This is a genomic window from Gluconobacter albidus (genome assembly GCF_002005485.1).
GTDB classification, from domain to species: Bacteria; Pseudomonadota; Alphaproteobacteria; order Acetobacterales; family Acetobacteraceae; genus Gluconobacter; species Gluconobacter albidus.
Genome location: NZ_CP014689.1, coordinates 993942 through 1006558 on the forward strand (window position 1 = coordinate 993942; position 12617 = coordinate 1006558).

Annotated in this window: 11 protein-coding genes; 4 read left to right on the forward strand and 7 right to left on the reverse strand. The window is 60.8% G+C overall.

What is annotated here, in order from left to right; genetic code table 11:
* Positions 1 to 5: 5 nt before the first annotated feature.
* The 3 genes from A0U94_RS04445 to A0U94_RS16235 form a co-directional block, all read right to left on the reverse strand.
* Positions 6 to 2666: a TonB-dependent receptor gene (locus A0U94_RS04445; RefSeq protein ID WP_077803838.1), complete on the reverse strand. Its 2661-nt coding sequence runs from the start codon at positions 2664 to 2666 to the stop codon at positions 6 to 8.
* Positions 2667 to 2820: 154 nt separating this feature from the next.
* Positions 2821 to 3408 (reverse strand): HD domain-containing protein, encoded by a 588-nt coding sequence (locus A0U94_RS04450; RefSeq protein WP_062110310.1) that lies wholly within the window; start codon positions 3406 to 3408, stop codon positions 2821 to 2823.
* A 29-nt stretch (positions 3409 to 3437) separates the two neighbouring features.
* The gene (locus A0U94_RS16235) at positions 3438 to 3563 is read right to left on the reverse strand and encodes a hypothetical protein (protein ID WP_255308594.1); all 126 of its coding nucleotides are present in this window, start codon (positions 3561 to 3563) and stop codon (positions 3438 to 3440) included.
* A 206-nt stretch (positions 3564 to 3769) separates the two neighbouring features.
* Here A0U94_RS16235 and A0U94_RS15645 point away from each other — a divergent pair, with 206 nt between their 5' ends.
* The 3 genes from A0U94_RS15645 to A0U94_RS04465 all read left to right on the forward strand — a co-directional run bounded on the left by A0U94_RS15645 (position 3770) and on the right by A0U94_RS04465 (position 6673).
* The gene (locus tag A0U94_RS15645; RefSeq protein WP_149026658.1) at positions 3770 to 4009 is read left to right on the forward strand and encodes a hypothetical protein; all 240 of its coding nucleotides are present in this window, start codon (positions 3770 to 3772) and stop codon (positions 4007 to 4009) included.
* A gap of 143 nt (positions 4010 to 4152) precedes the next feature.
* Entirely contained in the window at positions 4153 to 5574 is a 1422-nt protein-coding gene (gene cysG, locus A0U94_RS04460) for a siroheme synthase CysG (RefSeq protein WP_077802567.1), read from the forward strand.
* A gap of 142 nt (positions 5575 to 5716) precedes the next feature.
* Complete coding sequence (locus tag A0U94_RS04465; RefSeq protein ID WP_062110304.1) at positions 5717 to 6673, forward strand: glutaminase; 957 nt, start codon at positions 5717 to 5719, stop codon at positions 6671 to 6673.
* Between the two features lie 3 nt (positions 6674 to 6676).
* On the opposite strand, the gene A0U94_RS04470 is transcribed toward A0U94_RS04465, so the two are convergent.
* Positions 6677 to 8011: an Nramp family divalent metal transporter gene (locus tag A0U94_RS04470; protein WP_149026659.1), complete on the reverse strand. Its 1335-nt coding sequence runs from the start codon at positions 8009 to 8011 to the stop codon at positions 6677 to 6679.
* Positions 8012 to 8180: 169 nt separating this feature from the next.
* Here A0U94_RS04470 and mntR point away from each other — a divergent pair, with 169 nt between their 5' ends.
* Complete coding sequence (gene mntR / locus A0U94_RS04475) at positions 8181 to 8672, forward strand: manganese-binding transcriptional regulator MntR (protein ID WP_062028357.1); 492 nt, start codon at positions 8181 to 8183, stop codon at positions 8670 to 8672.
* Between the two features lie 23 nt (positions 8673 to 8695).
* Here the strand turns inward: mntR and A0U94_RS04480 are convergent, their stop codons facing one another.
* The 3 genes from A0U94_RS04480 to A0U94_RS04490 all read right to left on the reverse strand — a co-directional run bounded on the left by A0U94_RS04480 (position 8696) and on the right by A0U94_RS04490 (position 12610).
* Complete coding sequence (locus A0U94_RS04480; protein WP_062028358.1) at positions 8696 to 9514, reverse strand: DeoR/GlpR family DNA-binding transcription regulator; 819 nt, start codon at positions 9512 to 9514, stop codon at positions 8696 to 8698.
* A 127-nt stretch (positions 9515 to 9641) separates the two neighbouring features.
* A complete protein-coding gene (gene mqo, locus A0U94_RS04485; protein ID WP_077802568.1) occupies positions 9642 to 11135 on the reverse strand; it encodes a malate dehydrogenase (quinone) in 1494 nt (497 codons plus the stop codon).
* Between the two features lie 56 nt (positions 11136 to 11191).
* Positions 11192 to 12610, reverse strand: coding sequence for an FAD-binding oxidoreductase (locus A0U94_RS04490; protein ID WP_077802569.1), 1419 nt, complete (start codon positions 12608 to 12610; stop codon positions 11192 to 11194).
* Positions 12611 to 12617: the final 7 nt, after the last annotated feature.

Genomic DNA, 12617 nt, shown 5'->3' on the forward strand with positions numbered 1-12617 from the left:
CTGTCTCAGACCGATTTGCGGATCGAGATGGAGACAGTCCGGCCCAGCGGGTCCAGAAAAGCGGGTTCATAGCCCGCCGGTGTCACGCCAAGGCCGTTGCGGGCGCGGATGCGGCTGTTGAAAAGGTTGCTGACCGACACCATGACCCGGAAATTCCTGGCCCAGCTGCGCTTCTGCCAGCGCGGAATTTCCCCCAGATCGGCAAAGGCTGTCGTATCCACCGTGGCCAGATCGCTGAAGAACAGGCTGCTGGCATGGGTGCTGGCGAGCGTTGACGTTGCGGACTGCCATTTGGTCACGAGGCGGAAGCCGAACCCGTTTTTGAAGACACCACCCTGAAGCTCGACTTCATGCCGTGGCTGGCCCCCTGTTCCGCCGATTGTCCCGCCATTGAGCAGGTCGATGGGAGGTAGCCCCCCGCGGAGCTGCACGGTGTCCTTGAGGCGCCAGACCTGCGTCAGAACAATATAATACCGTCCTCCCGCAGCATGTTTCCCGCCTTTTCCTTCCGGCTTTTTTCCAAGCGGTCTGGAAAACGAGAATGTCGCGTTCCACTCATTGCGCTTCTCCATCAGCGCATTGACCGGACGGATATCGACAACGTCGAGAATTCCGTCCGAATTGCGCTGGTAACGGTCCGGGAAAGCGTCTTCGATGGCGGCGGTCGCGGTGGGCAGGCTCATGACCGGGTTGTGGTTCCGGTCCCGAACGTAGTTCACATGCAGACGGGCGCCGTCGAGAAAGCTCGGGGAAATGATCGTCCCGATACTGATTTCATGCCGGTCTGCGGCCTGAAGATTTCGGTTGCCGCCTGAAATCGTCGTCACCTGAACCGACCGTCCGGTGACGTAATCATAGGTCGTGACGTTGGGCGTCTCGATCTGGGGGGCAATAAGGTCGGTGGCGCCGGGGGCCTCGGTGCGGTCGGTGACGGAGAACGGGAACTGGACCCACGGCGCAGGCTCCCACGTCACGCCGCCGCCGATCGTTCCCAGCGTTCCGAAATGGGACACCTGGCTGATGGCACCATTGATGTTCGCATCGAGCTTGCCCAGAAACGACAGGACATGCTTGCGCGCATTGGCAATGGGAATATCGCCGTCGATCTGAAGCGTGCCGACGTCGCGGCTGATATGGGTGCGTTGCTGCTTGCCCTGACTGAGCGAGGTGGCGTTCTGTTCCGTCAGGGTGCCGGTCGGCGCGATGCTGGTGGAGACATCACCTGCGGGCAGGGAAAAGAGCGAGCCCGACAGCAGGCCCGTGACTTCGCCGCTCGTGCCGGTAGTGTGGCCGCGATTGACCAGACGGCTGTTCAGCCAGTTGCGGTCCACTTCAGAGAACGGATCGAAGCTGCCGAGGCCGCTGGTCAGGGCTGTCTGGGCGGCGCTCAGGTCAAGGCCGGTCTGGCTGTTGGTGGACGTGGTGGAGCGGTCGAAACTCCCGGTGCTGTTCCATTTCCAGTCCCCGACATCGCCGTTGAAATTCAACCCGGCATGAACGGTGTCCGTATGCGCCGTGTGTTGCAGGGCGGGAACGGTGGTGTAGTTCCGGTAGAGCAGCGTGTCCTGGGAAAACGGCGAATAAAGGCTGTCAGCCGGAAGGGTGAGGATGCCACGTGCCGGTCCCTGAAGGCTTTCGGAATTGCTGTGGGTGTAGCTGGCATTGAATGACGCCGAAACGGTCTTGAAGATCTGGTCGGCATAGACGCCGTTCAGGCTCAGTTCATGCGTTCGGGGCTGCAGGCTGTAATCCGAGGCGTTCGAACTGACATGCGGCGCATTGGCATAGGCCGTGAAATTCTGAAGCGTCGGAACCTGCCCTGCCGCCAGTGACGGTACGCCTGCGGATGTGACGCTCTGTCCGACCAGCGCATCCAGAGTCGGATCGAGGCTGCCGCCACTGACGGACGTGACATTGCCAGCGTTGGAATACAGGCCGCTTGCGGACGGGGGCGTGACACCGCGATCACTGTCGAGCAGACGGGCCTGCGCCTCATAACGCGCGCTCAGATTGATCCGCTGTTCGCCTGAGAGTTTCGTAAAACTCGCGCCCAGAACCCCATCGTCTCCCCCACCATCGGTGGAAGTGCTGCCATAGGCACGCATCCGGACAGCGCGGAAATTCTTCACGGTAATGATGTTCACCACGCGCTCATCAGCCGGATAGCCGTAACGCAGGGCTTCTTCCTCGGTGAAGATCTCGATACGGGCAATGGCTTCGAAGGGCAGGTCGTTGACTTCCTGCATTCCCGAAATGCGCTTGCCGTTGAGCAGCACAACCGGCGTATTCCCGGTAGCGCCCCGGCCCGAACGGGTTTCGGGGGCAATGGCCGTCAGGAGATCGGCTGCGGTATCGACGCCATAGGAACGGATCTCATCGGACTGGATCTGCATGATCGCCTTGGCATCCCCCAGAACGGCTCCGGCGGGTTTGTGGCCCTTGACGACGATCTTTTCGTCTCCGTTCACGGAGGTCGTGGATGTCGTAACGCTTGTGCCGCTGCTCTGTGCTGCGGGCGGTGTCGCAGTGGAAGCAGGCGTGGTCTGTGCGAATGCGGAGGCGCTGCACATCAGCCCCCCGATACCCCAGACAATCCTGAGAACCGGACAGAGCAGCGGGCGGCTCACAGACGGAAGAATGCCGATTTTCAGGTCATGGTCTGGCATGCGCTCTTCTGCCTGCTCCTGCATTGTCGTGCGGGCCTGAACGTCCACATCAGATGCAGAATGTCACGAATCCGTAAGGATTTCGTAACAGCGGAAGGCCATTTGAAGCCGCTTCTGACGGATTTGCCTCCGCATGTCGAGCCTAAAGGGCGGTTCAGCCCGCCACCATGTTCCGGCTTCGTATCATGTTCCGGCGCGTTTCCTCGTCCAGAATGTCGCGGATCCGGCGCGTCAGTTCGGTCGCATCGGTATATTTTCGGCCATAGGTCAGATTGAACGTATGGTCGAAATCATCCGGGTTGAGCCCGGCATTGTGCTGGCTGATGGTCTCGATCTTGTCGAACGCCTTGGCCAGCCGTGCTTCCGGGGAAGCCGCGTTTTCATACTCGTCCCACAGTGCAAGAAACTCCTCCTGAAGGTCATCAGGCAGGGGAGCCATGATCGTCAGCAGGTCTTCGCGCTCCTGCGCCGCTTTATTGGCGGACGCATGAGCGGATATTGCGGGGACGTCGCCATGAATGGCTTCGCCGAGATCATGAAGGATGCAGATTTTCAGAAGCTTCAGAAGGTCGATGCCTTCAAGCTGGTCGGCAAAAGTCATGACCAGAAGACAGAGGGCCCAGGTATGTTCCGCCGTGCTTTCGGTCTGCCCACCATGGGTATAGGTCCGTCTGAGGATATCCTTCAGCCGGGATGCTTCCCGAAGAAAATCGAGGCGCTTTTCAAGATCGCCTTTCGTCATGAAGCAAAGTCCAGTCTGTGGTGAGCGCCTTATCGGACAAGCGCGTACAGGATTTCATACCCCACAAAGGAAGCAACGGCCAGCAGCACGAGCAGGATGATGAAGCCGGGCCCCTGCTGGAGGGATCTGAAGATTTTGACCATCAATCCAGCCATGAGACACGCTCCCTGAAAGCAGTGCAGTCCGCGAGGCCAGTCAACAGCCTCTCTGCTCCTGAAGAATTACGACATTTCTGCTCTTTCGTCTGCGGGAATATTCCTCCACGATCCGGGATTGTCATTTTCCGTTACCGTGCTGTCCTTGAGAACGCCATATTTCGCCGGGCATGATGGCCATCGACACAGTCGTAATGGAGTATCTTATGAAAAAAATTCTTGCTGTGGTTCTCGGGGCCACTCTGACCCTGTCGCTTGCAGCCTGTGACGGCCCTTACGATGGCCGTCGGGACAATGACCGGCATCACCATCATCATGGTGACAGGGGGTATGGTCAGAATATGGGCGGCCAGGGCATGGGAAGCCAAGGCATGGGAAATCAGGGTCGTGGCGGTATGGGCGGTGGTGGCATAAGCGGCGGTCCGGGCGGACAGGGCGGCTGGTAACTGCCTTTGCGGACCTGTGCTGACAGCGGATGCGTGCCCCGCCCCTGAAGACATGATTTTCGGATTTGACGTCGTGGCCGGGCTGTCGCTGAATGCGGCTTCATAAGCCTCTGCCTGCCCCAGATCCGGAAATCCGTGCCTCAATGAACAGCCAGCCTTCTCATTCCAGTTCAGACGCCCTTCCAGAGGGTGGCTGGTTTCCGGTCTCCCTTCGGCTCGCGGGGGCGCGCGTTCTGCTGGTAGGAGGTGGAGAAGTCGCCGTAAACAAGGGGCGGCTTCTGCTCGATCATGGCGCGCGGATTGATGTTCTGGCCGAGACCCTCAATCCGGTTGTGCAGGGCTGGGTTGAGAGTGGCGCGGTGCGCCATGTTGGCGGACGGGCGGATGAGGCGGCCCTGAGGGAGTATCTGCCAGGCTGTCGGCTGGTCTATGCCGCAACCGATAGCCGCGAGGTCAACCGGCAGGTTGCGGCTTTGGCCGATGCGCTGAACATTCCTGTCTGCGCGGTAGATGATCCGCAGCCGTCGAGCTTCATCACACCGGCTCAGGTCCGCCGGGGCGGCGTGCGAGTGGCCGTGTCCACAGGGGGCGCCGCTCCGGTTCTGGCACGCCGTCTGCGTGAACAGATCGAGGCGCTCCTGCCCGAGGGGACGGGGCGTTTGTCCGCTTATATGCAATCCCGCAGGGCACGGGTTTCGGAGCATTACCCACAGGTGCAGGACCGCAAGCGCGTCTGGGAGGATTTTCTGGATGGCCCCGGCGCGGAAGCCGCCCGGAATGGCGACGAGATCCGAGCGGATGCACTGCTAAACGTGCTTCTGGGCGCGGAACGTAAACCGGGAGAGGTCTGGCTGGTCGGAGCCGGGCCCGGCGATCCGGATCTGCTGACCCTCAAGGCGCTGCGTCTGATGCAGAATGCGGATTGCGTCCTCTACGACAATCTCCTGTCTCCGGCCCTCCTCGGCATGGTTCGCCGGGACGCAGAACTCGTGTTTGTTGGCAAACAGCGGGACCGGCATGCGCTGCCGCAGGATGAGATCAACCGTGAAATGATCCGCCGCGCACAGGCGGGCGAACGCGTCCTGCGTCTCAAGGGCGGCGACCCGTTCATTTTCGGTCGTGGCGGAGAGGAAATCGAAGCGCTGGTCGAGGCCGGGGTCGCCTTTCGGCTGGTTCCGGGCATTTCCGCGGCGAACGGATGCGCGGCCTATTCCGGCATTCCCCTGACACATCGTGATTGTGCGCAGGCCTGCCTGTTCGTGACAGGACATGCGAAAGCCGACGGTGTGCTGGATCTGCCCTGGGACGACATGGCCGACCGCCGCCAGACGGTTGTGATCTATATGGGGATTTCAACCCTGCCGCAGCTTGCCGCCGGACTTCTGGGAAAAGGACTGCCGGCTGACTGGCCGGTGGCGATCGTGGAGCGCGGCACACAGCCGTCTCAGCGTGTGCTGACCGGGACGCTGAGCACCATTGCGCAACAGGCGGCCGAAGCGCGGGTGAAATCGCCTGCGCTGGTGATCGTGGGGCAGGTGGTGCGGCATCGGGTGATTTCCCCCTGATCTGCATGGCGGGAAGGGAGACTCTTTCAGCCATGCTATGAATGCATATCCCTCTTCACGCCCGTGCGGGTTGCCCGAAGGTCGGGCAGCCTGTGAAACTCCTGTCCTTTCAGTCACATCGCGTTCCACACACCGAGGCCCCATGACCACACTTGCGTCCATTATCGTCTCGATCGCAGAGGAAATGCGGACGGCCTCCGAACGGGGTGCTGTTGCCAATTACATTCCTCCGCTCGCACGGGTGGACCTCAACCGCTTCGGCATGGCCGTCGTAGGGATGGATGGAGAGGCGCATACGGTCGGGGATGCGGCCGTGCCGTTCTCGGTGCAGAGCGTGTCCAAGGTGTTCAGCCTCAGCATGGCGCTCAATGCGATGGGGGAGGAGTTGTGGGGACGCGTACGTCAGGAGCCTTCGGGCAGCGCGTTCAACTCCATCATCCAGCTTGAAAACGAGCACGGCATTCCGCGTAATCCGTTCATCAATGCGGGCGCCATCGTAATCGCCGATATTCTGGTGTCCCGCTATGGCCGCGAAAATGCCCGCACGCGCCTGCTGGATTTCCTGCGTCCGCTGGTGGATGATCCGGCCTCGATCGACATCGACACGGATGTCGCGCGGCAGGAACGCGAAACCGGCTTTCGCAACATGGCGCTTGCGAACTATATGCGGACCTTCGGCAATATCCGTAACGTCGTCGAAGACACTCTGGATTTCTATTTCCATCAATGCGCCCTCACCATGACCTGCCAGCAGCTTGCGCAGGTCGGGACCTATCTCATGACGGGCGGGCTGAACCCGCTGACCGGCGAGCGTGTCATGTCAGAGCGCAATGCCCAGACGATCCTCGCGCTGATGATGATGTGCGGCCATTATGATGGTTCGGGGGCGTTCGCCATCCGTGTGGGTCTTCCGGGAAAATCCGGCGTGGGTGGCGGTATTCTCGCGATTGCGCCGGGTGTGGCGTCCATCGCGGTGTGGTCGCCGGGGCTGAATGCTCAGGGTAATTCCCTTCTGGGAACCCGTGCGCTGGAACGCCTTGTGCAGCATACGGGGTGGTCGGTGTTCCGGGCCAGCCCGTGGGTCGCCAACCCGACCTGACGCTCAGCCCGCCAGGGTGTCGTAAAGCAGCTTGAAGTTCAGCAACAGAATGAGCCCCGCCACGCCCCATGACAGGATACGGACGGGCAGCGAGATCACGAATTCGCCCATCTTGCGCCGGTCCGAGACGAACATGACCAGCGGTATGACAGCAAAGGGCAGTTGCAGCGACAGGATGACCTGACTGGCCATTAGCAGATCGCCCACCCCCCGGTTGCCATAGATCAGCGTGACGATCGCTACGGGAATGATCGCCAGCCCGCGGGTCAGCAGCCGCCGCGCCCAGTGCGGGATGCGAAGGTGCAGAAAGCCTTCCATGATGATCTGTCCGGCCAGCGTGCCGGTGATCGTGGAGTTCGTGCCGGCCGCCAGAAGTGCCAGCGCAAACAGCGTGGAGGCGATGCCCAGCCCGAGGATCGGGGAGAGCAGTCTGTAAGCATCCTGGATTTCCGCCACATCCTGATGGCCGGAATTATGGAACGCCGCTGCCGCCACGATCAGGATGGCCGCATTGATGAACAGTGCCAGCGTCAGGGCAATCGTACTGTCCCACGTGGTCCAGCGGATTGCGTCCCGCCGTCCGGCCGGAGTGCGTTCGTAGGCGCGGGTCTGGACGATCGAGGAATGCAGATACAGGTTATGCGGCATGACCGTGGCACCGATGATGCCGATGGCGATATAAAGCATCCCCGGCGTCGTCACGATGTTCGGATCGGGGATCAGACCAGCCAGAATGCTGTGAACGGGCGGAGCTGCCGCGACGAGCTGGATCCCGAAGCACAGGGCAATGATCCCCAAGAGCGCGATCACGAACGCCTCCAGATACCGGAAGCCCCGGTTCATCAGCATCAGCACGATCAGCGCGTCCAGAATGGACAGCACGGCGCCCCCGAGGAGGGGCAGACCGAACAGGAGCTGAAGCGCCACGGCCGTGCCGATGACTTCCGCCAGATCGCAGGCGATGATGGCAAGTTCACAGGCCAGCCACAGAACGATGTTCACGCGCGGGGAAAAATGGCTCCGGCAGGCCTGTGCGAGATCCTGTCCCGTCGCGATCCCGAGGCGGGCGGAGAGTGCCTGAAGCAGGATCGCCATGAGGTTCGACAGCATGATGACGCAGAGCAGCGTATAGCCATACCGCGCGCCGCCCTGAAGGTCGGTGGCCCAGTTTCCCGGGTCCATATAGCCGACCGAGACCATGAATCCCGGCCCGACGAACGCCATGAAACGGCTGAACCACGACGCTTCCGCTCCCGGAACGCGGATGCTGGAAAACACATCGGGCAGGCTCGGGCGCATGGCTGGGGAGGGCGTACGGGGGGCGTTGGTGTCTGGCATCGGGATTGTATTCAATCCCATCCGGAATTTATATTCAATATGCTATATTGATGAGCCTCATGAAAAATACGGAATCTCTGGAAATCGTGATCGTCCGGACTGGCACAGCGGTTCGGAATGTTTTATTCCGCCGTGAATAATGTTTTCTGGATAGAGGCACAGGACGGGAATGGAACGGAAAAAACGGCTGAAGGACACCGCGCCCAAGGAGACGCTGCCTGATGTCGAAACCCATTCCGAAGGCTTCCGCGCCAATCGCGAGGCGCGGCGCAACGTTCTGGTGGAAGACTATGTCGAGCTGATTTCTGATCTGCTGTCGGAAGGGCAGGAAGCCCGGCAGGTCGATATCGCCGGGCGTCTGGGCGTGTCCCAGCCGACAGTGGCGAAAATGCTCGCCCGTCTCGCAACGGAAGGCTACGTCACGCAGAAACCTTACAGAGGGGTATTTCTAACGCCTTCCGGACAGGAAATGGCGGACAGGGCGCGGCACCGGCACCGGATCGTAGAGGCGTTTCTGCTGGCGCTCGGCGTCAGTGAAGAAAATGCCCGCGTCGATTCCGAAGGCGTGGAGCACTACGTCGGAAGCGAGACCCTGACGCTGTTTGAAAAGGCGATCCGGGGCAATCTGAAGCAGTTCATGCAGGACTTGCCGGACGCCTGATATTCCGTGTCTGAAATCTGCACTCAGGTGCAGATTTCGAGATTGACGTCTTCCTGCGCCAGAGCCTTCGCGATGGATGGCTTGAGATGGGAATCAGTCAGGACATGGTCGAATTCCGACAGGGACGCCAGCCGGTGCAGGCCACCTTTGCGAAACTTCGTGCTGTCTACCAGCAGGACGCACTGGTCCGCCATATCCATCATGATCCGCTTGACCTTGACCACATCCTGATCGTTCTGGAACGCGGTGGCGTTATGGATGATGGACGTCGAGAGAAACATCATGTTGGCCCGCAGGGATTGCGCGGCCTGCTCGCAGACCAGACCGAAAAACGCATTGCGCGGCGGATTATAGTCGCCGCCAAGGCAGATCAGTTTCAGGTTGGGATAGGGCGAGAGCGCCTGAATCACACCGACGGCATTGGTAATGATCGTCAGGGGCGCAAGAGCGGGCAGAAGCGGCAGCATGGCCGCGACTGTCGTGGAGTCATCAAGAACCAGAACCTGCTCGGGCTGGATCAGCGAGACGGCACGCTGGATGATTGCGTCCTTGAGATCTGTCGCGCGTGAGCGTCGGAAATTGACGGTTTTCTGCGTCGTAACCTTGTTGCGCAGGACGATGCTGCCATGCAGCTTGTCGATCAGGCCCTGCTGCACGAGGGCGTGGGAGTCGCGGTGGATTGTCATGCGACTGACCCCGAAACGCTCCGCCAGACCTTCGATGGTGGCGCTTCCGGATTCGAGAAGGACGTCGAGGATCTGTTTCTGCCGGGCCGAATTATCCCGCCGTTTCGAACTCTGCGGCGAGGCGGTGGTGATCACGGAGCCCGAACCATCAGTCATGTGTAAAATCGATTCCTGAGCGTGAAAGCAAACAGACGAATGTAAAATCACACATATCATATCAGAGCGGAAGGAACCTGTAACGTCCGTTGAGCGAAATCCGGCTCTAAAAAGGTGACTACTGGTCTTAACCCGTGATTTTCAGAACATGCGCGGTATTTTCCCGCAGTAATGCACACGCCTGCGCGTCTTTGGTCAGGTCAATCCCGTAGGCGGGAAAGACCTGACGCAGACGAGGCAGCCAGTCCGCCTCTGTCAGCCGTCCGGGGAAGACCTGCTGGATAACCTGAAGGGCCACGGAGGCTGCAATCGACGCTCCGGGAGAAGCGCCGAGGACGGCCATGAGGGAACGGTCGGCGCTTTTGACGAGTTCGGTGCCAAAACGCAGTGTTCCGTGCAGCCCTGTGTCCGGTCGGATGATCTGGACGCGCTGTCCGGCCACGACTTTCGTCCAGTCCTCGGGTCTGGCCGTCGGGTAGAAGTCCTGAAGGGCTTTGAAGCGGGCCTCGTTCGTCTGGAGAACCTGACGCACGAGATAGTCCAGCAGTCCGAGATTGTCCTTTCCGGCGGTCAGGGCGGGAATGATGTTTCGAGGCGTCAGGGAGCGGAAATAATCCGTCCAGGAGCCGCTTTTGAGAAATTTCGTGGAAAATCCCGCATAGGGCCCGAAGAGCAGGCATGATTTTCCGTCGATGACGCGCGTATCGAGATGCGGGACCGACATGGGGGGCGAGCCGACAGGGGCCTTGCCGTAAACCTTGGCGTGGTGCTGCCCGGTAATGGCCGGGTCCATGCAGCGTAGCCACAGGCCGCTGACGGGGAAACCGGCATAATGTGCCGCTTCGGGAATTCCGGAGGCCTGAAGCAGTGGCAGCGCATTGCCCCCCGCACCGATGAACACGAAACGCGCCAGAACCGTGGTCGTGTGACCGCTTTCGGTATCTGTGGCCGTCACGCGCCAGCGGCCGTCCGTGGTGCGTGTCAGGCCGGTGACGCGATGATTGTAGTGAATGGCGATGTTGCGGTCTGTCTTGAGAGAGACCGTCAGCGCGCGGGTCAGGGCGCCGAAATTAACGTCCGTGCCCTCTTTGATGCGCGTGGCCGCAACGGGCTGTGACGTATCGCGCCCCGCCATCGCAAGGGGCGTCCATTGCGCGATGACGGCCGGATCGGACGTGTATTCCATATCTGCAAAACAGTGATGGGCGACCATCGCCTCGTAACGGGCCTTGAGAAAAGCGACGTTCTCAGCCCCCCAGACCAGACTGATATGGGGGCAGGGCTGCACGAAAGCTGCCGGATCGGCAATGCGGCCTTCGCGGACCCAGTGCGCCCAGAGTTGCCTTGAGAGGTCGAATTCCGTGTTGATCGCCAGCGCCTTGGAAATGTCGATGCTGCCATCCGCGCGCTGTGGCGTATAGTTCAGTTCGCAGTTCCCGGCATGTCCGGTCCCGGCGTTGTTCCAGGCATAGGAGCTTTCCTGCCCGCAATCGGCCAGCGTCTCGAACATCATCATCGATAGCGACGGATCGAGCTCGCGCAGCAGGGCCGCAAGTGTGGAACTCATGATCCCCGCACCGATCAGAACGACATCGGGACAGAGGCTGGAAACTGACGGCATGAGGCTGAAATCCGGCAAGGGCTGGAAAGAAAAGAGGACAAAAGATCCCCGAAAGTTCAGCCCGTGTAAACAGGGCCTGCAGGCAGGAGCTTGCCGGGATTGAGGATATGATGCGGGTCCATCGTGTTTTTCAGCGCCCGCATCACGCCCAGGCTTCCAGCACCATGCTCGGTTTCCAGAAATTCCAGCTTGCCCATGCCAACGCCATGCTCGCCGCTGCATGATCCTTTCAGCGACAGGGCGCGGGCAACGATTTTCCGGTCCAGATCGAGGGCGCGTTCATGCCCTTCGGGTGTGTCGTCCGTAATGATGAGCGTATGGAAATTGCCGTCCCCAACATGGCCCAGAAGCGGTGCGCGCAGGCCGGACGCTTCGATATCGCGATGCACGCCTTCGATCAGCTCGCCCAGACGCGAAATCGGAACGATACAGTCCGTGGAAATGACCCGCGCGCCCGGAACAATGGCCTTTGCCGCCCAGTAGGCGTCATGCCGCGCCTTCCACAGACGGGTACGCTCTTCCGCACTCTCCGCCCACGCAAAACCCAGCCCGTTATTGCCCGACGCAATGGCTTCCGTCGTCTCGACCTGTTCGCGCACGGCCGCAGGCGAGCCGGTGAATTCGAAGAACAGTGTGGTCAACGGCTGATATTCCGTGAGGCCGGAATACTGGATGGAGGCCGCCATCTGCACGCTGTCCATCAGCTCCACGCGGGTGATGGGAATGCCGCACTGGATGATTTCCATGGCGGTCCGGATCGCGTCATGCAGGCTCTCGAACTGGCAGATGGCTGCCGATACGGTCTCGGGGCGTCCATGCAGCCGAAGCTGGACTTCCGTGATGATCCCCAGTGTCCCTTCCGAGCCGACGAACAGCGACGTCAGGTCATAGCCGGTGGAGGACTTGCGGACGCGTCCGCCCGTGCGGATGATTTCGCCGGTTGCAAGCACAGCGGTCAGGCCAAGCACGTTTTCCTTCATCGTGCCGTAACGCACGGCGGCTGTACCCGAGGCGCGGGTGGCGCACATGCCACCAATCGTCGCTTCTCCACCCGGATCGACCGGAAAAAACAGGCCGGTATCACGGATTTCCACATTCAGCGTCTGGCGCGTGATGCCAGCCTGAACCCGGCAGTCCAGATCTTCGGCGTTCAGTTCCACGATGCCGGTCATGCGCGACAGGTCGAGGCTGATGGCCTGTTCGGGCGGGACGACATGCCCTTCGACCGAGGTACCGGCCCCGAATGCCACAACCGGAACCCGCCATTCATGACACTGCCGCAAAACGGTTGCGACATCCTGCGTGCTTTCCGCGAACACGACCGCCTCGGGCAGTCGGGAGGCATTCATGGCCTCGCCGTGGCTGTGTTCCTCACGAACGGAGGGTGCCGTGCTGATCTGCTCTCCCATGACGGGCTGAAGGGCCTTGAGAACGGCCTGCAGGCGGTCCTGAGCAGGAAGGGAAGAGGCGGTCATGACTGGA